At 65.3% G+C, this 18195-nt stretch carries 19 protein-coding genes; 12 read left to right on the forward strand and 7 right to left on the reverse strand.

What is annotated here, in order from left to right:
* Nucleotides 1-60: 60 nt before the first annotated feature.
* Both FFS18_RS06550 and argC read left to right on the forward strand, forming a co-directional pair.
* Nucleotides 61-1005 carry a C40 family peptidase gene (locus FFS18_RS06550; protein WP_283214402.1) on the forward strand — a complete coding sequence of 315 codons (945 nt, stop codon included), beginning with the start codon at nt 61-63 and terminating at the stop codon, nt 1003-1005.
* A gap of 3 nt (nt 1006-1008) precedes the next feature.
* Nucleotides 1009-1935 (forward strand): N-acetyl-gamma-glutamyl-phosphate reductase, encoded by a 927-nt coding sequence (gene argC, locus FFS18_RS06555; protein ID WP_137870255.1) that lies wholly within the window; start codon nt 1009-1011, stop codon nt 1933-1935.
* A 186-nt stretch (nt 1936-2121) separates the two neighbouring features.
* Here the strand turns inward: argC and FFS18_RS06560 are convergent, their stop codons facing one another.
* Nucleotides 2122-2337, reverse strand: coding sequence for a hypothetical protein (locus tag FFS18_RS06560; RefSeq protein ID WP_120215739.1), 216 nt, complete (start codon nt 2335-2337; stop codon nt 2122-2124).
* A 183-nt stretch (nt 2338-2520) separates the two neighbouring features.
* Between FFS18_RS06560 and FFS18_RS06565 the strand changes: the two genes are divergently transcribed.
* Nucleotides 2521-3864, forward strand: coding sequence for a PQQ-dependent sugar dehydrogenase (locus FFS18_RS06565; RefSeq protein ID WP_137870256.1), 1344 nt, complete (start codon nt 2521-2523; stop codon nt 3862-3864).
* Between the two features lie 190 nt (nt 3865-4054).
* Here FFS18_RS06565 and dnaN read toward each other — a convergent pair whose 3' ends face one another.
* Entirely contained in the window at nt 4055-5170 is a 1116-nt protein-coding gene (gene dnaN, locus FFS18_RS06570) for a DNA polymerase III subunit beta (RefSeq protein ID WP_137870257.1), read from the reverse strand.
* Between the two features lie 172 nt (nt 5171-5342).
* On the opposite strand from dnaN, the gene FFS18_RS06575 reads away from it, so the two are divergent.
* Nucleotides 5343-5840, forward strand: coding sequence for a hypothetical protein (locus FFS18_RS06575; RefSeq protein WP_137870258.1), 498 nt, complete (start codon nt 5343-5345; stop codon nt 5838-5840).
* A 21-nt stretch (nt 5841-5861) separates the two neighbouring features.
* On the opposite strand, the gene FFS18_RS06580 is transcribed toward FFS18_RS06575, so the two are convergent.
* On the reverse strand, nt 5862-6743 hold the full coding sequence (locus FFS18_RS06580; protein WP_120215736.1) for a LysR family transcriptional regulator: 882 nt from the start codon (nt 6741-6743) through the stop codon (nt 5862-5864).
* 151 nt (nt 6744-6894) lie between these two features.
* Here FFS18_RS06580 and FFS18_RS06585 point away from each other — a divergent pair, with 151 nt between their 5' ends.
* Nucleotides 6895-7227 carry a UrcA family protein gene (locus FFS18_RS06585; RefSeq protein ID WP_137870259.1) on the forward strand — a complete coding sequence of 111 codons (333 nt, stop codon included), beginning with the start codon at nt 6895-6897 and terminating at the stop codon, nt 7225-7227.
* Between the two features lie 76 nt (nt 7228-7303).
* Here the strand turns inward: FFS18_RS06585 and FFS18_RS06590 are convergent, their stop codons facing one another.
* Nucleotides 7304-7807 carry a hypothetical protein gene (locus tag FFS18_RS06590; protein ID WP_137870260.1) on the reverse strand — a complete coding sequence of 168 codons (504 nt, stop codon included), beginning with the start codon at nt 7805-7807 and terminating at the stop codon, nt 7304-7306.
* Nucleotides 7808-8042: 235 nt separating this feature from the next.
* Between FFS18_RS06590 and FFS18_RS06595 the strand changes: the two genes are divergently transcribed.
* The 5 genes from FFS18_RS06595 (at nt 8043) to FFS18_RS06615 (ending at nt 11919) form a co-directional block, all read left to right on the forward strand.
* Nucleotides 8043-9005 carry a HupA family protein gene (locus FFS18_RS06595; RefSeq protein ID WP_137870261.1) on the forward strand — a complete coding sequence of 321 codons (963 nt, stop codon included), beginning with the start codon at nt 8043-8045 and terminating at the stop codon, nt 9003-9005.
* A gap of 74 nt (nt 9006-9079) precedes the next feature.
* Nucleotides 9080-10324, forward strand: a complete 1245-nt coding sequence (gene rlmN, locus FFS18_RS06600; protein ID WP_171005250.1) for a 23S rRNA (adenine(2503)-C(2))-methyltransferase RlmN — start codon at nt 9080-9082, stop codon at nt 10322-10324.
* A gap of 227 nt (nt 10325-10551) precedes the next feature.
* On the forward strand, nt 10552-11010 hold the full coding sequence (locus FFS18_RS06605; protein ID WP_120215732.1) for an outer membrane protein: 459 nt from the start codon (nt 10552-10554) through the stop codon (nt 11008-11010).
* Nucleotides 11011-11150: 140 nt separating this feature from the next.
* Nucleotides 11151-11555 carry a hypothetical protein gene (locus FFS18_RS06610; protein ID WP_137870263.1) on the forward strand — a complete coding sequence of 135 codons (405 nt, stop codon included), beginning with the start codon at nt 11151-11153 and terminating at the stop codon, nt 11553-11555.
* 40 nt (nt 11556-11595) lie between these two features.
* Complete coding sequence (locus FFS18_RS06615) at nt 11596-11919, forward strand: YnfA family protein (RefSeq protein WP_120215730.1); 324 nt, start codon at nt 11596-11598, stop codon at nt 11917-11919.
* A 147-nt stretch (nt 11920-12066) separates the two neighbouring features.
* Here the strand turns inward: FFS18_RS06615 and FFS18_RS06620 are convergent, their stop codons facing one another.
* Entirely contained in the window at nt 12067-12786 is a 720-nt protein-coding gene (locus tag FFS18_RS06620) for an arylesterase (RefSeq protein ID WP_120215729.1), read from the reverse strand.
* Nucleotides 12787-12837: 51 nt separating this feature from the next.
* On the opposite strand from FFS18_RS06620, the gene FFS18_RS06625 reads away from it, so the two are divergent.
* Together FFS18_RS06625 and FFS18_RS06630 are read left to right on the forward strand one after the other, a co-directional pair.
* The gene (locus FFS18_RS06625; RefSeq protein WP_137870264.1) at nt 12838-13509 is read left to right on the forward strand and encodes an ABC transporter ATP-binding protein; all 672 of its coding nucleotides are present in this window, start codon (nt 12838-12840) and stop codon (nt 13507-13509) included.
* A 160-nt stretch (nt 13510-13669) separates the two neighbouring features.
* Complete coding sequence (locus FFS18_RS06630) at nt 13670-16171, forward strand: ABC transporter permease (RefSeq protein WP_137870265.1); 2502 nt, start codon at nt 13670-13672, stop codon at nt 16169-16171.
* On the opposite strand, the gene FFS18_RS06635 is transcribed toward FFS18_RS06630, so the two are convergent.
* Together FFS18_RS06635 and FFS18_RS06640 are read right to left on the reverse strand one after the other, a co-directional pair.
* Entirely contained in the window at nt 16168-16929 is a 762-nt protein-coding gene (locus tag FFS18_RS06635) for a sulfite exporter TauE/SafE family protein (protein WP_137870266.1), read from the reverse strand. The genes FFS18_RS06630 and FFS18_RS06635 overlap by 4 nt on opposite strands.
* Before the next feature lie 121 nt (nt 16930-17050).
* Nucleotides 17051-18190: a hypothetical protein gene (locus FFS18_RS06640; protein WP_137870267.1), complete on the reverse strand. Its 1140-nt coding sequence runs from the start codon at nt 18188-18190 to the stop codon at nt 17051-17053.
* Nucleotides 18191-18195 lie beyond the last annotated feature (5 nt).

An 18195-nucleotide genomic window follows, 5' to 3' on the forward strand; every position in this document is an offset into this window, starting at 1 on the left:
TGGTCTAATGGCGCGCGACTGTCCGCGCCCAGCGGACGTCGGATGACAACAGGACGGCAAGTGACAGGTCAGAGCGGCGACAATTCAGCGGCAAATCGCGTTCGCATGGGGCGCCCCGGCGCCGTGGGCGCGGGTCGCGATCGCTTTGGCCTGACCGGCACATCGCAGGCCTATGACCCGCGCATCGTCGCGATCCGCCCCGACCTGGCCGACATCGCAGTCGCCGGCCAGCATTTCGCCCCGCATTATGCCGCGCCGATGATGCGCAGCGGCGTGCTGCCCGCCGCGGTGCTGCGCGGATCGCCGTCGCTCGACGCCGACCAGACGAGCGAGCTGCTGTTCGGCGAAGGTTTTGCGCTGCTCGACCTCACCGGCGGCTGGGCGTGGGGATATTGTCTTGCCGACCATTATGTCGGCTATCTGTCGGCGGACGCGCTCGCCGCGCCGATCGCGCCGACGCACCGCGTCGAGATGATCGAGGCGATCCTGCACAATGCGCCTGACGCCGCGAGCGGCGGCCCCGCGGTACTGCCGCGCGGCGCGCTGGTGATGGGCGAGATCGAGGGCGAATGGCTGGCGACCGCGCACGGTTATTTGCCGCTGGCCGCGCTGGTCGAGGTTGGCGCCGAAGACAGCGACCCCGCAGGACGCGCCGAGGAGCTGATCGGCACGCCCTATCTGTGGGGCGGCCGCACGTCGAAGGGCATCGACTGTTCGGGCCTCGTCCAGCTGAGCTGGGCTGCCGCGGGGGTCCAGTTGCCGCGCGACAGCGACCTGCAACTCGCATCGCTCGGCGCGGACAAGGATGTCGACCCGGCGGCGCTCGCGCGCGGCGACCTCGTATTTTTCCCCGGCCATGTCGGCATCATGGCCGACGAGCGCAACATCATCCATGCCAGCCGACGATGGATGGCGGTGAAAGCAGAACCGCTGGCCGACGTCATCGCGCGATCGGCTGCCAAGGATCATGATCCGCCGGTGAGCGGATATAAACGACTGCGATAAGATATGACAAAGACGGTTTTCATCGACGGCGCGGCGGGAACGACGGGCCTCGAAATCGCTGAGCGGCTTGCCGGACGGCGCGAGTTTTCGCTGCTGACGCTGGACGATACGCGCCGCAAGGATGCCGATGCGCGGCGCGAAGCACTGAACGACGCCGATTTCGTCATCCTCTGCCTGCCCGACGATGCCGCGCGCGAAGCGGTGGAGATGATCGCCAATGATCGCACCCGGGTGATCGACGCGTCGACCGCGCATCGGGTCGCACCTGGCTGGGTCTATGGCTTTCCCGAAGTCAGCGGACATGACGCCGTCGCCGGCGCCGCGCGCGTGTCGAACCCCGGCTGTTATTCGACCGGTTTCATTGCGCTCGTCGCACCGCTCGTGCGCGCGGGTCTGCTCCCTGCCGACTGGGCCTATATCTGCTACGCGGTCAGCGGCTATTCGGGCGGCGGCAAGGCGCTGATCGAACGCTTCGAAGCGGACCGCGACATCGCTTGGCGCGGCTATGCGCTGACGCTCGGCCACAAGCATGTGCCCGAGATGCAGGCGCAGTGCGGGCTCGCGATCGGCCCGCTCTTTTCGCCCGCAGTGATCCCCGCGCATCGCGGGATGGTGGTCGAGGTTCCGTTGCCGCTCGGCGCGATGCCCGGTGCCGCGTCGCCCGACGCCTTGCGCACGGCGCTCGCCGATTTTTACGGCGCGAGCCCGGTGGTCGTCATGGGCGAAGCGCCGACCGACGGCGAAATGCTGCTCCGCGCCTCCGACGCGGGTGATGACCGGATCGCGCTGTTCGTCTTTGCCAATGCTGATGCCAGCCAGGCGCGCCTCGTCGCGCGGCTCGACAATCTGGGCAAGGGCGCAAGCGGTGCCTGTGTCCAGAACCTCAACATCATGGCGGGATTGCCGGAGACGGCAGGGCTGCGGATTTGACCTCCTTCCCCCTTGATGGGGGAAGGATACGTCGCCTTATCGCGCAGCGATTAGGCAACGTTGGATGGGGGTGATGGTGCGTCTTTGCACGGTCATCTCAGGCCGATACAGCACCCCCACCGCTGCGACTAGGCCAGCAAGCTGGCAAGTCTCGCTGCCTCCCCCATCAAGGGGGAGGAAGGATATTCAATGCACCGTGTCGAGAACATCCTCGGCCGCCAGATAGGTGATCAGCCGTTCGATCTGCCGCCAGCGCGCGAAATGGACGTGATTGCCCAGCACGCGATATTGCTCGGCGCGCGCGGCGGCGGCGAAGCCGGCCTCTTCGCCGTGCATGCGGATCAGCGCATGGGCGTCTTCGACCGCGGCGCGATCGGACAGAAATGGTGCAGGCAGATGCATGGAGTCCCCGTCCGTTGCCTTGGAGCGCCCCTCCTAAACCGCGCCCCTCACCGCGCCGTTCCCAACCATGATGAAGATTCGGGTAAGGTTAATCGCGATCGCTCCGCTGTTAACCGCGTTCGTCGCCGCGCCGCCGATGTTTCAACCCTTTGCCGCCGCGCATCAGCCGTGTAGGTAAGAGCGATGCGCAAGATCCTGAAATATGTCGCCCTCGCCCTTTTGCTGCTCGTCGTGATCGGTGGCGTCACGCTCTACATCATGTCGCGGCCCGATGTGGCGCGCTTCTCGACCGCCGAACTCAGCGGCCGAGTGCCGGTGATGGCGTCGCAAAAGACCGAGACATTCCCGACGATCAACGTCCCCGAAGCGACAAGCTGGCCCGCGGGGCAGGCGCCGCGCGCCGCACAGGGGCTGGCAGTCGCCCGTTTTGCCGAAGGGCTCGACCATCCGCGCACGATGCTCGTGCTGCCCAATGGCGACGTACTCGTCGCGGAATCGCAGAGCCCGCCGCGCGATACGTCGGGGATCGAAGGCAAGATCATGAACCGCCTGATGACCAAGGGCGGCACCAGCCGCCGTCCGTCGGCGAACCGCATCACCCTGCTCCGCGATGCCGACGGCGACGGCAAGGCCGAGGTCCGGACTGCCTATCTGACCGGGCTCAACTCGCCCTATGGCATGGCGCTGGTCGGGACGACGCTCTACGTCGCCAACACCGACGCGCTGCTCGCCTTCCCCTATGTCGCGGGGGAAACGAAGATGAGTGGGAAGCCCACGAAAATCGTCGACTTGCCCGCCAAGGGCACCAATCGTCACTGGACGAAAAGCCTTGTCGCTGCCCCCAACGGCTGGCTCTATGTCGGCGTCGGGGCTGACAGCAATATCGGCGAAGCGGGCATGAACCGCGAATTCCGCCGCGCCAGCGTGCTCGAAGTCAGGCCCGAACAGAAATATATCCGCACCTTCGCCGGGGGCATCCGCAATCCCGTCGGGCTCGGTTTCCATCCGGGCAGCGAGCGACTGTGGGCGGTCGTCAACGAACGCGATATGCTCGGCAGCGACCTCGTCCCCGACTATCTGACCGATGTCACCGAAGGCGATTTTTATGGCTGGCCCTGGTATTATTGGGGCGGGTTCGTCGACCCGCGCGTCGAACCCGAGGCCGAGGATCGCCGCCAATATGTGAAGCGCCCCGAATATGGGCTCGGCGCGCACACCGCGCCGCTGGGCATGACCTTTACCCAGGGGCTCGACCTCGGCGAGCGCTGGGCCAACGGCGCATTGATCGCGCTGCACGGGTCATGGAACCGCGAGCCGGTCGCGGGTTACAGCGTCGTGTTCGTGAAATTCGGTGCCAACGGCAAGCCCGTCGACGCGCTGCCCGTCACCCTGCTCGACCAGTTTCTGGGCAAGGACGGCAAAACCACCCGCGGCCGTCCGGCCGACGTCAAGGTCGCGAAGGACGGCAGCGCGCTGGTCGCCGACGACACCGGCGGGGTGATCTGGCGGGTCGCGAAGGCGGGGTAAAAAAGTTCCCTCCCCCTTGATGGGAGAGGCAGCGAGACTTTGAAGCTTGCTTCCTAGTCGCAGTGGTGGGGGTGCGCTGTCGGCCTGACATGACGGCGAAAGGGCGCGCCGTCACCCTCATCCAACTCCGCCTAATCGCTTCGCGATAAGGCTCCGTATCCTTCTCCCATCAAGGGAGAAGGAAATTGCGTCAAACCCGCATCGGCATCAGCACGTACAGCGCCGGGCTCTTCTCGCTTTCGCGGATTAGCGTCGGGGCGTTCGCATCGGCGAGGTGCAGTTCGACGCTGTCGCCGTCGACCTGGCCGAGGATGTCGCTGAGGTAACGGGCGTTGAAGCCGATCTCCATCATGTCGCTGTCATAGGCCGCCGCCACTTCTTCAGCCGCGGTGCCGTTTTCGGGGCTGGTCACGCTGAGGGTGATGCGGTCCTTGTCGAGCCCGACCTTGACCGCGCGCGTCTTTTCGCTGGCGATCGTCGAAACGCGGTCAACACCCTGATAGAGGCTCTTGGGATCGACCTTGAGCAATTTGTCGTTCGCAGTCGGAATGACGCGGCTGTAATCGGGGAAGGTGCCGTCGATCAGCTTCGAGGTCAGGATCGCGTTGCCAAGCTGGAAACGCACCTTCGACGCCGACAGGCTGATTTCGACATTGCCCTCGGCCTCGTCGAGCAGCTTGCGGATTTCGGTGACGCATTTGCGCGGCACGATGACGTCGGGCATCGACGCCGCGCCATCGGGGCGCGTGACGGTGTAGCGCGCGAGGCGGTGGCCGTCGGTCGCCGCGGCCTTCAGCACTGGGCCCGAGGCATCCTCGGCGACGTGCAGGAAGATGCCGTTTAGATAATAGCGCGTTTCCTCGGTCGAAATCGCAAAACGCGTCTTGTCGATGATCTGGATCAGTTCGGCGACCGGCAACTCGAAATTCGTCGGCAGGTCGCCCTCGGCGATCACCGGGAAATCGTCGCGCGGCAGCGTCGGCAGGTTGAAGTTCGAACGGCCGGCCTTGACCTGCATCTTGCCCTCGGCGGCGGCCAGGCTGACCTCGGCGCCCTCAGGCAGCTTGCGGGCGATTTCGAACAGGGTGTGCGCCGACACGGTGGTCGTCCCCGCGGTTTCGACCTTGGCCGCGATCGTTTCGACAACCTGCAGGTCGAGGTCGGTCGCCATCAGTTTCAGCTGGCCGGTGCTGTCGGCTTCGATCAGGACGTTCGAAAGGATGGGAATGGTATTGCGCCGCTCGACCACCGACTGGACGTGGCCAAGGCTCTTCAACAACACCGCGCGTTCGATCGTCGCTTTCATTCTAATCCGCCATCCCTGTGTTCCGCGGGAAAAGTCCCTGAGGGACAAGGCGTCGGCGGCGATTCGCTGCCCCGATTCCCGGCCCCTGAAAATGCCCACCTTCCTTAACGCACGCATCAGCACGTGCAAGCCATGCTTGCAAAGCATCCCCAATCGCGCGAACGAAGGCGCGATGCGGCTCCGGGCTTTCTTAATTGCGACATTGGCGGCGCTGCCGGCCACGACGCTTGCCGCCACCCCGACCGCGCTCGGCATTTTCGATGGCTGGGGCGCCTTCCGCGACCCCGCCACGCCGCGCTGCTACGCGCTGGCGGCACCCTCGGCAACGATCGGCACACCAACGGTCAAGGGCTATGCCAGCGTCGGTTACTGGCCGAAATCGCGGATCCGCGGGCAATTCTATGTCCGCCTGTCAAAGGCGCGCGCGCCAGGGCGCGACCTGCGCCTGACGATCGGTAGCCGCCGCTTCATCCTGACCGGCAACGGCGCGCATGGCTGGGCCAGCGACGCGCGGATGGACGCCGCGATCATAGCCGCGATGCGATCGGCCCCCAGCATGAGCGTCACGAGCAGCACGGCGACCGGCGGTGCGATCGCCGATACCTATCGGCTGCGTGGTGCGGCGACGGCGATCGACGCCGCGGCATTGGGGTGCGCCAAGATCCGTTGATCGCGAGACGGGCGGCGACGCCTAGGCGCGCGCTAATTTCGTCAGCTCGACCGCGAGGAAATCGAGTACCAGCCGTACGCGCGGGACATGGCGCAATCGTTCGTGCGTCAGCAGCCACAGCCCTGTAGTGTCTTCCTGCTTGGGCGGGATGCAGCGGATCAGATCGGGTTCGCGGTCGGCAATGAAGGCGGGCAGAACGGTAAGCCCCATCCCCGATCGCACCCCGGCGAGCAGGCCGGTGGCGCTGTCATATTTCATCACCACCGCCTCCTCGAGCCCATATTGCCTGAGCCAAGCCAGATAGGGTTCCCACACCCCGCCGCCGCCGCCGATGAACGGATGCGCGGCAAGTTGCTCACGACTGTGCGGGATGCCGTGGCGGTCGGCGTAATCTCGGCTGCAATAGACCGTCCACGGATTGTCGGCGATGCGGCGCCCGACCAGTCCCGCGCCGGTCGGCTGCTTGCTGCTGCGGATCGCGATGTCGACGGCGCCGCTCGCCAGATCGCGCGCCTCGTCCGAGGTATCGAGCTGGATATGGATGCCGGGATGTGCGGCGCGCAAATCGCGCAGGATCGGTGGCAGGATGGTGACCGCAAAAATCTCCATCGTCGTCAGGCTGACCGTGCCGCCGACTTCGCGCGATGAAGCACTGGCCGCTTCGCCGAACCGGGCCGCCGCGTCGCGGACCGCCGCGGCGCTGCCCAGCATCGCCTCGCCCACCGGGGTCAGCGCATAGCCCGCCTGCCGCCGTTCGAACAGGTTGAGCCCGGTCGCTTCCTCCAGCGCCGCGATGCGCCGCGCGACGGTGGTCTGGCTGACGCGCAGCGCCTGCGCCGCGGACAGGGTGCTGCCCGTTTCGGCCACCGCCAGAAAGGCTTTCAGGTCGTTCCAATCATACATGGCGTCTTGTGCGTCATAAGCGTGGCCGCGGCATTCTGCAATTTTGCAGAATGGCCGCGCAACATCGTTGCTCCTGCCGCGCCGACCAATCGCTTATCTCTCCGATACCGGCTTCCTCCCCTCCTCTTCAGCCGGTCGATGGAGACACAAGATGAAAAAGCTTCTGATCCTCGCCGCGCTGGCTGCCGTATCGGTGGGCCAGCCAGCCTTCGCCCAACCGGCGCCGCTCGCGAACCCGAGCGTCACCGTCCAGCATCGCGACCTTGACCTCAGCACCGAGGCCGGGGCCAAGAGCCTCGATCGCCGCATCTGGCGCGCCGTCGTCGAAGTGTGCGGAAGCGCACCCGATTACGACCTTCAAGGCAAGAATGACGTCCGCCAGTGCCGCGCCGACACGCGGCAGCTTGCCTCGGCACAGGCCGAACAGGTGATCGCCGACGCGGCCCGCCCGCAGATGATCCGGGTCTCGTCGATCCGGAAATAAGCCGTCACAGCGGCATGATCGCATATCGCGGGCGTTGCCCCGCCACCCATTTTGCGGTGGCGGTGCGGCGCCCGCGCTAGCTGACCAGCCCCTGCCCCGGCACCCAGCGCAGGTCGCAACTGCTCGTCTGCCCCAGCAGGATACGGCTCCACACCGCCTTGTCGGCGTCATTGCCCTTGATCCGCGGCTGGGCCAGCGGTCGCCGGTCGATGTACAGGCCGCTGATGAACGCGGTGAGCTGTTTGCCCTCGATCAGCCGCGACGCCTTCGAATAGATGGCATAGATTTGCGGCGTGTGGCCGCGACGGACGACCGTTTGCGTCTTGTTCGATGCGACCGGCACGTCGCCCGCACCGGGTGCGGGCAGCCCGTTGTAATCGACGAAAATCCACTGCCCCGCGGGGCCGGAGATCAGCAGTTCGACCCCGCTCGCCCCCGCGCCATTGACCTCCGCCTTTTCGCCCGGTTCCAGCACGATCGTCGAATGGCGGGTACATATCTTCTGCCCCGTTGCAGACGATGCGGTTTGCGGAACGATCACGGCCAGCCCGATTGCGGCCAGCGAAATTGTGCGGTGCATGCTGATAACCCTTCTGACCTCGTCGATGCTCTAGAGAGCACAGCAGAGGTCGCCATCCTCGGCGATGTACCGGTTCATGTGAAACCACGGGCTGGCGAAAAGTCCAAGGGCAGCCGTTTGAACTCGATTATTGGAAGATAAGCGCCGACCCTATATCCGCGGCAAGTCATCAGGCTTGACGATTCGAATAGTGCTTGAACATAGAACAATAGTTTTTATCGGAACAGGGAATCGAATGCCGAATAGGTTTGCGCGCAGCATTGCTTTTTTACCGCTATTGGGACTGACTTCAGCATGCGGCGGGGGTGGACCAAGCGACGGCAACCCGCCGCCCGTGATCGTGGCGCCAACACCAGCACCCACGCCTACACCGACCCCAACGCCGCCGCCTGCCGTCTTCTATGACAGCGCGATCGCGTTCGACCGCAACATGACTTTTCAGTCGCCCTACGTAGAAGTCAACTACCGTGAACGCCGGGACGTAGCGGCCCCGGCGCCCCAGCCGTTTCTTTATGACCGGGCGACGGGTCAGTTCGACCTCTCTCCGGGTGCAGCGACGCTGAGCTGGAACGCGGATAAGAGTGCGACGATTCGGGCTGGCAACTCGTTCCGAGCCTATCCGTCGACGTCGCTTAGCGCTGCGCTTCCCAATGGCATTGCATTTTCGGAATGGAATGGCACCGAGGGCAACCTCATGAAGTGGGGCATTGTGCACGAGCAAGCCCGATATTTGGCCGGCGCCTCGGACTTCCACCGCTTGGTCGGTCCGGACCCAGAAGGTGGTTTTTCAAATCTGCTGCGATATCGATTTTTTGTGATCGGTAGCCGAACTCAAGATGCCGATCTGCCGACGTCCGGTTCATTCGATTATGCCGGCAGGGTTGTTTACTCACCCACGACAGCATTCACTCAATCAGTGGGCGAAGGTAATGAACAGGCCAGTCTGTCGATAGACCTCGCAAGCGGACGAGTTACCGGTCGCTGGAAGGTCGGCCCACATCTGTTCGATCTCGTCGGCACAGTAAGTCGCAGCGACACCCTGCGATTGAGCGGGACCATCAAAGATTTCAATGGTCTGTTTAACGGAAGCTTCACCGGCAACCTCTTTGGCCCGCAAGCGAAGGAGGCTGGCCTCGTCCTGCTAGCGAAGAGCGAAGATTTCGTAATCGGCGGCCAGTTTATGGGAGTCAGGCCTTAGCTAGCCCGAATGCACCCCGACATTGACACCGGGGCTGGCGCAAACGCCCCTTCCCCCCTATATGCGCGCGCATCATGCAGATTCCCGGCCACATCGACCCCGTCACGACGGGCACCGTCCCCTTGCGCGGGGGCAACCGTATCGACCTCGTCGGGCTGAGCCGCGACGCGATCGGCGGGGTGCTGGTCGAGGCTGGGCTGGATGCAAAGGCCGCCAAGCTGCGCGCCAAGCAGATCTGGCACTGGATGTACCACCGCGGGGTCACCGATTTCGAGGCGATGACCGACATCGCCAAGGCGATGCGCCCGTGGCTGACCGACCGGTTCATCATCGGCCGTCCGACGGTGCGCGAGGCGCAGGTGTCGAGCGACGGCACGCGCAAATGGCTGCTCGCCGCTGCTGACGGGCAGGAATATGAGATGGTCTTCATCCCCGACGCCGATCGGGGAACCCTCTGCGTGTCGAGCCAGGTCGGCTGTACGCTCAATTGCCGTTTCTGCCACACCGGCACGATGCGGCTCGTGCGAAATCTTGGCGCGGGCGAAATCGTCGGACAGGTGATGCTGGCGCGCGACGAGCTGGGCGAATGGCCCAAGGGGACGATGGCGGGCTTCGGCCCCGATCCAGAGGATGACGATGAAGAAGATGGCGGCCACTACACCGCCGACGGCCGCATCCTGACCAACATCGTGATGATGGGTATGGGCGAGCCGCTGTATAATTTCGACGAGGTCAAGGGCGCGCTGAAGATCGTCATGGACGGCGACGGGCTGGCGCTGTCGCGCCGCCGCATCACCCTGTCGACCAGCGGCGTGGTGCCGATGATGGCACGCGCGGGCGAAGAGATTGGCGTCAATCTCGCGGTATCCTTGCACGCGGTGTCGAAGGAGATCCGCGACGAGATCGTGCCGCTCAACCGCAAATATGGGATCGACGAGCTGCTGAAAGCCTGCGCCGACTATCCCGGCGCGGGCAATTCGCGGCGGATCACCTTTGAATATGTGATGCTGAAGGACAAAAACGACAGCGACGATGATGCGCGCGAGCTTGTTCGGCTGATCCGCGAATATGGCCTGCATGCCAAGGTCAACCTGATCCCGTTCAACCCCTGGCCCGGAGCGATCTATGAATGTTCATCGCCCGAGCGGGTCAAGGCGTTCAGCAACCTGATTTTCAAGGCCGGAATTTCGGCCCCGATCCGCACCCCGCGCGGGCGCGATATCATGGCGGCGTGCGGCCAGCTGAAAAGCGCCGCAACCAAGCCGACCCGCGCCGAACTCGACCGGATTGCGGAAGAGAAACAGGCGGCGTTGGGCTGATCGCCCTTCGCTGCGCCAAGCGAACATCACGAAAATCCGAGCTTTTCCGCCACATTTTTGGCCGCGCTTTTGCACGTCCATTATATACCGTGTGGTAAAAATAACACAGGTAAGAAAATTGTCACATTCTGAACGATCCGTTCATTGAAGCGACAGCTGCGAACGCCATTTAGGCGGTGGACCGCGACCCAAAGGGCGTGGCCATGTAAAAGCAGAAGGAAAACAAAATGAAGAAATTCGCAGTTGCAGCCGCTCTCCTGACGGCCATCGTTGCAACCCCCGCCATGGCAGCCGAAGGCGGCGAAGGCCGCGTCGAACTGCGCGGTGGCCTGATCACCGGCAACGGCATCGACGAAGGCACCATCGGCCTCGCCGCCGGTTATGACTTCGACCTTGGCTCGGCCGCGTTTGTCGGCGCCGAAGTTGCCGGCGACAAGGTACTGATCGACGGTGCGGACGTCCAGTTCTCGGCCGGCGGCCGCGTCGGCGCCAAGGTTGGCGCGAACGGCAAGGCCTATGTCACCGGTGGTTATACCTTCAGCGACATCGACGATCCCTATGTCGGCGCCGGTTACCAGCACAAGCTGGGCCAGAACATCTATGCCAAGGCCGAATATCGCCACCAGTTCATCAACAACTTCGGCGATTTCGACACCTTCGTCGCAGGCGTCGGCTTCGCTTTCTGATTATTCGGAAGCGACATGCCAAAACGGGGAGGGGCGGCCTGCGGGTCGCCCCTTTTCTTTTGAACGCCAGCTGCCGCTAACCCCGTGTTCAGTCGATATTTACCCCATTGCACTAGGGTCGTCGCCAACGGAGGATGGGGATGAAGAATCTTGTTTTCGGTCTGATTGCAGGCGCGGCGCTCGGGGGCTGTTCGGCGGGCGGCGTGGCGGAAAAAACCTACGCGATGCCCGCCGAGGACGCGCGGCGCATTTTGTTATCGGCCGATTTTGAGCGCGGCATTCTGCCCGGATGGTCGTTGCTGAAACCCCAGGTGCGGGTGAACTACGAACAAACGCTGGAGTGGCAGGTTCTCGACGACAGCCAGAACGGCAGCGGCTGGTGGTGCCCGCTTGCAATCGAACCGGTGGGCGAAGACGGCAAGGCCAGCCGTGTGGTCAACCAGTGCGCCGGAATGATGTCGGCAGAGCGGAACCGGCATCTGGACGAGCTGGTCGATGCCGCGCTGACCGGCCGCGAACCGAAGTTCGAGCAAGCGGCGGGATAACACCCTTCCCTTTCGGCCGGCGCAGCGCCACGATCGGCGCATGACCGCTCTTGCCTATATCGCCGCCGCGCTCGCCGAAATCGCGGGCTGCTTCGCCTTCTGGGCATGGCTCAGGCTCGACAAGCCAATTTGGTGGCTGGTTCCCGGCATGGCTTCGCTGGCGCTGTTCGCTTATCTGCTCACCCTGGTCGATGCCGAACATGCGGGGCGGACCTATGCGGCCTATGGCGGGGTCTATATCGTCGCGGCGCTGCTGTGGCTGTGGGTGGTTGAGGGCGCGAAGCCCGACCGATGGGACCTGATCGGCGCCGCGGTATGCCTCGGCGGCGCCGCGATCATCCTGTTCGGGCCGCGCGGCGGTTGAGCCCTTGTTCCTCCCTGTGGCGAAGCCATGGGGAGGTGGCAGCGCGGAGCGCTGACGGAGGGGCTTTGGCGCTACCGTCGCGGCCCCTCCACCATCCGCTTCGCGGACGGTCCCCCTCCCCATGGCTTCGCCACAGGGAGGATAGGCCTACCCCGCATCCGGCAGCGCCTGCTCCACCAGCGGCGCCAGCGCTTCCGCCACCACCGTTACCCCTTTTGCATTGGGGTGCAGATTGTCGCTCAGCATCAGCGTTTTGTCGGTGACAACATTGTCGAGGATGAAGGGATAGAAGCTCGCATCATATTTGGCGGCAAGTTCCGAATAGATCGGATTGAATTTCTTCGCATAATCGCTGCCAAGATTCGGTGCAGCCATCATGCCGGTCAGCAGCACCGGGATCTCGCGCTTTTTAAGCTCGGCGAGCATCGCGTCGAGGTTGGCGCGCGTCTGGTCGGGGCCGATGCCGCGCAGCATGTCGTTGCCGCCCAGTCCGAGCAGCACCAGCGCCGGCTTCACCTTGGCATTGTCGAGCACGTAGGTCAGCCGTTGACGCCCCGCCGCCGTCGTGTCGCCGGACACGCCCGCATTTTGTACCCGCGCGACAACGCTGTCTGCGGCCAGCGCGGCCTGCAGTTGCGGCGCCAAGCCCTCCTTCGGACCAAGCTGGTAGCCCGCATAAAGGCTGTCACCGAACGCGATGACGAGCGGCGCGTCGGCGGGGATTGCGGGGGACGCCTGGGCCGCTACCTTGTCGTTGGTCGAAGCCGCCGGGGTTTCCGCCGATCCGCACGCAGCAAGCGGTTGGCAAAGCGCCAGCGCGCAACCATATATGGCGTAAGAGCGCCATCCGGCCGTTCGTTTTTCCAAAGGGTTCTCTCCTTGCCCGACACTCGACCCCCTCAGGCCGCGGCGCCTGATATGGCGATCGCCGCCCATAATGTGACGCTGACGCTTGGCACCGACAAGTCCCCGGTGGAAATTTTGCGCGGCGTCGATCTGGAGGTACCGGCAGGGGCGTCGGTCGCGCTGCTCGGGCCGTCTGGTTCGGGCAAAAGCTCGCTGATGGCGGTGCTCGCCGGGCTGGAACGCGCCAATGGCGGCAGCATCCGCGTTGCGGGCCTCGATTTCGCCACGATGGACGAGGACGAGCTGGCGCGCGCGCGGCGCGGGCGGATCGGCATCGTGCTCCAGGCGTTCCACCTGCTGCCGACGATGACCGCGCTGGAAAATGTCGCGGTGCCGCTGGAACTGGCGGGGATCGCCGACCCGTTCGGGCGCGCGGCGGCCGAACTCGAGGCCGTCGGGCTTGGCCACCGCCTGACCCATTATCCGGCGCAGCTGTCGGGCGGCGAGCAGCAACGCGTCGCGATTGCGCGCGCGATGGCGAGCGAACCCGCGATCATCTTTGCCGACGAGCCCACCGGCAACCTCGACACCGCGACGGGCCATGCGATCATCGATCTGATCTTCGCGCGCCGCGCAGCGCTCGGCGCGACCTTGCTGATCATCACCCATGACCCCGAACTCGCCGAACATTGCGACCGTGTTGTCGTGATGCACGATGGGCGGATCGAGGAGCGGACGGCGTGAAGTCGAGGCTCACCAAATCCTCCCTGTGGCGTAGCCATGGGGAGGTGGCAGCGGCGGAGCCGCTGACGGAGGGGCTTTGCCGCAATCGTCGCGGCCCCTCCACCATCTACTTCGCCGACGGTCCCCCTCCCCATCGCTTCGCGACAGGGAGGATCAGCTGATGCTCCCCCTCGCCTCCCTCTGGCGGATCGCGCGCCGCGACCTCGCGACGCGCATCCGCGGGCTGCGCCTGCTCGCCGTCTGCCTGTTCCTCGGCGTCGCAACTCTGGCCGCAATCGGCAGCCTGACGCGCGGCATCACGTCCGAGCTGGAAGTGCGCGGACAGACGATCCTGGGCGGCGACATCGAATTCGGTATCCCGCAACGCGAAGCGACCGCCGAAGAAATGGCGGCATTCCGCAAGGCAGGAACGACATCGTCCACCGTGCGCATGCGCGCGATGGCCAACGCGCCAGAGGGCGACGCGCTATTGTCCGAACTCAAGGCGGTCGATGACGCCTATCCGCTCTATGGAACCTTGCGGCTGGAAAGCGGCGCGCGCCGCGGCCCACCCCCCGCGGGCAGCATCTGGATCGGTCAAGATCTTGCGTCGCAGCTCGACCTGAAAGTCGGATCGCGCGTAAAGTTTGGCGAAAAAGCGTTCCTGATCGATGGCGTCATCGCCGACGAACCCGACCGGCTGGGCGAAGGCTTCACCCTTGGCCCCGTCGCGATCATCGGTATGGGCGACCTGCCCGCGACGCAGCTGATCCAACCGGGCAGCCTGTTCGAAAGCAAATATCGTGTCCGCCTGCCCGCCAGCGCCAACGCGCAAGCCGTCGGCGAGGCGCTGACCGCGCAATTCCCCGGCGCCGGCTGGGACATCACCGACAGCAGCAACGGCGCCCCCGGGACCCGGCGCTTCATCGAACGCATGGGGCAGTTCCTGTCGCTCGTCGGCCTCGCCGCGCTGGTCATCGCCGGGATCGGCGTCGGCAATGGGGTGGCAAGTTATCTGGCGGGCAAACGCCCCGGCCTGGCGACGCTGAAAGTATTGGGCGCCGACAGCGCGACCGTTCTGCGCATCTATGGCTTGCAGATTTTGGCGGTTGCGGCGGTGTCGATCTTTGCGGGTCTGGTCGTCGGCGCCTTGGCACCGATCGCGATCGGCGCGATTGCGGGTGATGTTTTGCCCGTGCGCCCTGGCTTCGCGCTCTACCCGCTACCGCTCGCGGTCAGCGCCGCTTATGGGCTGTTGATCGCCATTGCCTTTGCGCTGCCGCCGCTCGCGGCGACGAAGCATATCCCGGCGGCGGGACTGTACCGGGCGACGGTCGATAAAGCGGCGCGGATCGACCGCCCCGCGCTGATCGCTGTCGCGGTCGCGATGCTCGCCATCGTCGCGCTTGCTGTCGGTACCGCGCGCGAGCCGCTGTTCGCGCTCGGCTTTATCGGTGCGGCGATCGCTTTGCTGCTCATCCTCGTCGGGCTCGGCTGGCTGGTGCGCCGCACCGCGGGCCGACTGCCGCGTCCGCGCCGCCCATTGCTGCGCCTCGCGCTCGCCAACCTCCACCGTCCGGGCGCATCGACCGGCGCGCTGGTCGTGGCGCTCGGGCTGGGGCTGACCCTGTTCGTCACCCTCGCGGCGATCCAGACCAGCATCACCAACGAGATCGCGCGCACCGTGCCGCAGCGCGCGCCAAGCTTTTTTGTGCTCGACGTCCCACGCGGCGGCGCGACGCAGTTCCGTTCGATGGTGACCAAGGCCGCGCCCGACGCACAGATCAACATGATCCCGGCGCTGCGCGGCAGCGTCACCGAATTTCGAGGGGTACGCGTCGACGAGCTCGCCGAACTGCCCGAAGGCGCGTGGGTGCTGCGCGGCGACCGCGGGCTGACCTATAGCGCTGCGCCGCCGAACGGCAGCGAACTGGTTGGCGGCCAATGGTGGGCGCCCGACTACAAAGGACCGCCGCTGGTCAGCGTCGAGCAGGAGGTTGCGACGTCGCTGGACCTCAAGATCGGCGATACGCTGAGCGTGAATGTGCTGGGGGTCGAGGTGCAGGCAAAGGTCGCGTCGTTCCGCACCGTCAATTGGGACAATTTCGGGCTGAATTATGTGATGGTCTTTTCGCCCGGCACCTTTGACGCGGCGCCGCACAATATGGTCGCGACGGTGGCGGTCGACGACAGGGCCGAAACCGAGCTGGCGCGCAGTATCCCGCGCGCCTTCCCCTCGGCATCGCTGATCGCGGTGCGCGATGTCGTGTCGCAGGTGACGATTTTGCTGACCCAGATGAGCCAGGCAATCGCCGCGGCGGCGAGCATCGCGATTCTCGCGGGCATTGCAGTGCTGATCGGCGCGATCGCCGCCAGCCGCGAACGGCGCGTGTACGACAGCGTGATCCTGAAACTGCTCGGCGCGACGCGGCGGCAGATACTGGGTGCGCAGGCGATGGAATATGCGGTGCTGGCCGCAGTGCTGGCGGTGTTGGCGCTCGGTCTGGGCCTGATCGCGGCGCGCTATGTCGTGGTCAGCCTGTTCGACTTCACCTTCGCCCCCGACCCGCTGATCGTCGGCGCGACGCTGGTCGGCGGGGCGGGATTGTCGTTCCTGATCGGGATTGCGGGCAGCTGGCCGCTGTTGTCTGCGAAACCGGCGCAGGCGCTGCGGAGCCTTTAATTCAGGATCCGTACCACCGCCGCGACCGCCGCCACGCCCAGCACAACCGCGACCATCGCCTGCCACACATGCGGCGCGACGCTGCCGAAGTGGCGCCCGCCGATGCGGTTACCGAGCCACATCGGCGCGAACAGCAGCAGCGACAGGATGAACAGGCGTCCGGTGGCGATCCCGACCCACAGCGCGGCGAGCGTCCCGGCAATCGCGGTCGCAAAAAAGATCAGCATCATCGATGCGCGCGCGACGCTGGGGGGCAGCGAGCGGCGCAGGTAAAAGGGAACGACCGGCGGCCCCGGCATCGCGGCAAAGCCGGTCAATATGCCCGAGGCGATCCCCGTGCCCCCGATCGCGGCCCGGCCGGGGCGATGTCCCTCGGGCTGTTTGGGCAGCAGCACCGCAACAAAGGCGCCGACCGCGATCAAGGTGATGAGCAGCCGCGCCACGTCCGGGGTCGCCAGATCGAGCGCGACCATGCCGATCGGGGTTGTCACCATCGCGATCAGCGCTATCGGCACCGCGGTCGCGCGGTCGGCATCGGCGAGGATCACCTTCAGCCCGACCGGCCCGATCAGCAGTTGCAGCAGGATGCCAAGCACCACCGCCTCGCCCGGCGTGATGATCAGCCCCAGCAAAGGCACCAGAATGATCGCCATCCCGAACCCGGTAAGCCCGCGCACATAGGCCGCGCCAAAGGTCATCGCCGCCGCGCCAACCAGCGTGAGCGGCGCGATGCCCGTGAGACTTTGCAGATCGTTCATCGGGCTGCGGCCATACCGCACAGGGTTGAATTGATGGGCAGTCGAGTCCTCCGCGCGCCCGAACGGGCTGCGTTGGCCGATAGGACATCAAAGCGATGCCGCCTAGCCCCTGGAGATCGGTTCAGGCCAGCGGCCACAGCCCCGTCACCGGGCGCTCGAGCACCTGCGCGGCGACGGCGTGCAGTTGGCCCGGGGCAAATCGTCCGCCGCGCACCGCATCGGCCAACCAATCTTCGATCGACCCGCCAGTGTCGATCCACCGGTCGCGGCGCAACATGCCATAGATGGCGCCCGCAAGGACATGGATGCCATCGTCGGCCTTGCGCCAGCGGTCCGCGGGATTGCGCGCGACGCCCAGCGCCTCGGCAATCAGCTGATCGAGCGCCTGGGCAATATCCTCGTTGAGCAGGCCTTCGAGCGTGGTGTAGCCCCATTTCGGGTCGTGGTCGGCGACTATGCGCGGGATCAGCGGGTCGCGAGCCAGCACCGCCAGCGCAGCCTGTGCCGCGGCACCATCCATCGGCACCGGCGGATGGAGCATTTCATGGGCGGCGTTGCGCACCGTGGTCGGCGTGTTCCAGTCCGCTGCCTGCAGAAAGGTCTGCCCATGTACCTTGATCCCATGCGGTTTGCAGAATTGCAGCAATACCACTTCAATCAGCGGATCGAAAACGCGCCCTGTGAGCTTTTCGTGCCAGCGAATGACGTCATAGTCAGCAAGATCGCGGTCGAGTTCGGCGATACGTCGTGCGATACCCCCGGCCCGCTCGTCGCGAAAGGCGGCAAAGTCGGCGGCCTGCATCGCTTCGAACACCGTCCGCAGCCGGGGAACAGCCGCCATGAACCAGCGCCAGTCCTTCTCGTTCCAATAGGGGCTGGCGCGGTAGGCCGGTAGCAGACGTGCCTCGGGCGCGGACATATTCGCAATCAGACTCCCCAGATCGCCGTCCGCCCCGTTCGAAAACAGCACCGACAAATTGGGTCCGAGCAACCCGAAGCCACTGCGTTCGGCCTCTTGCGCCAACGCCGGGACATCGGCGCGGACTGCGGCGGCAAGGCGCGGCGCAAATGCGTCCACGTCGGCTTGGTAATAGGGCAGATAAAGCTCGCCGCCCGCCAACGGACCAAGAAAGGCCAGCGCATCGAACCCCTCGGAAGCCCGGACTTTCCAGCGCGTGCGCATCGGTGGACGCTGTGCATAGGCAAGCGAGGGAATGGCGAAGCTGCCGAGCGATGCGGCGAGGAAGAAACGGCGATCCATGGGGC

Source organism: Sphingopyxis sp. 2PD, from assembly GCF_005503695.1.
In the GTDB taxonomy this organism is placed as follows: domain Bacteria; phylum Pseudomonadota; class Alphaproteobacteria; order Sphingomonadales; family Sphingomonadaceae; genus Sphingopyxis.

Excerpts from the sequence above, each read along its gene's own strand:
- FFS18_RS06560 (WP_120215739.1), bottom strand. The coding sequence starts at position 2,337 with ATGCATCTGCCTGCACCATTTCTGTCCGATCGCGCCGCGGTCGAAGAC.
- FFS18_RS06615 (WP_120215730.1), top strand. The coding sequence starts at position 11,596 with ATGACCGCTCTTGCCTATATCGCCGCCGCGCTCGCCGAAATCGCGGGC.
- rlmN (WP_171005250.1), top strand. The coding sequence starts at position 9,080 with ATGCAGATTCCCGGCCACATCGACCCCGTCACGACGGGCACCGTCCCC.
- FFS18_RS06580 (WP_120215736.1), bottom strand. The coding sequence starts at position 6,743 with ATGTATGATTGGAACGACCTGAAAGCCTTTCTGGCGGTGGCCGAAACG.
- FFS18_RS06605 (WP_120215732.1), top strand. The coding sequence starts at position 10,552 with ATGAAGAAATTCGCAGTTGCAGCCGCTCTCCTGACGGCCATCGTTGCA.
- FFS18_RS06625 (WP_137870264.1), top strand. The coding sequence starts at position 12,838 with ATGGCGATCGCCGCCCATAATGTGACGCTGACGCTTGGCACCGACAAG.
- argC (WP_137870255.1), top strand. The coding sequence starts at position 1,009 with ATGACAAAGACGGTTTTCATCGACGGCGCGGCGGGAACGACGGGCCTC.
- FFS18_RS06640 (WP_137870267.1), bottom strand. The coding sequence starts at position 18,190 with ATGGATCGCCGTTTCTTCCTCGCCGCATCGCTCGGCAGCTTCGCCATT.
- FFS18_RS06590 (WP_137870260.1), bottom strand. The coding sequence starts at position 7,807 with ATGCACCGCACAATTTCGCTGGCCGCAATCGGGCTGGCCGTGATCGTT.
- FFS18_RS06565 (WP_137870256.1), top strand. The coding sequence starts at position 2,521 with ATGCGCAAGATCCTGAAATATGTCGCCCTCGCCCTTTTGCTGCTCGTC.
- FFS18_RS06635 (WP_137870266.1), bottom strand. The coding sequence starts at position 16,929 with ATGAACGATCTGCAAAGTCTCACGGGCATCGCGCCGCTCACGCTGGTT.
- dnaN (WP_137870257.1), bottom strand. The coding sequence starts at position 5,170 with ATGAAAGCGACGATCGAACGCGCGGTGTTGTTGAAGAGCCTTGGCCAC.
- FFS18_RS06585 (WP_137870259.1), top strand. The coding sequence starts at position 6,895 with ATGAAAAAGCTTCTGATCCTCGCCGCGCTGGCTGCCGTATCGGTGGGC.
- FFS18_RS06595 (WP_137870261.1), top strand. The coding sequence starts at position 8,043 with ATGCCGAATAGGTTTGCGCGCAGCATTGCTTTTTTACCGCTATTGGGA.
- FFS18_RS06575 (WP_137870258.1), top strand. The coding sequence starts at position 5,343 with ATGCGGCTCCGGGCTTTCTTAATTGCGACATTGGCGGCGCTGCCGGCC.
- FFS18_RS06610 (WP_137870263.1), top strand. The coding sequence starts at position 11,151 with ATGAAGAATCTTGTTTTCGGTCTGATTGCAGGCGCGGCGCTCGGGGGC.
- FFS18_RS06630 (WP_137870265.1), top strand. The coding sequence starts at position 13,670 with ATGCTCCCCCTCGCCTCCCTCTGGCGGATCGCGCGCCGCGACCTCGCG.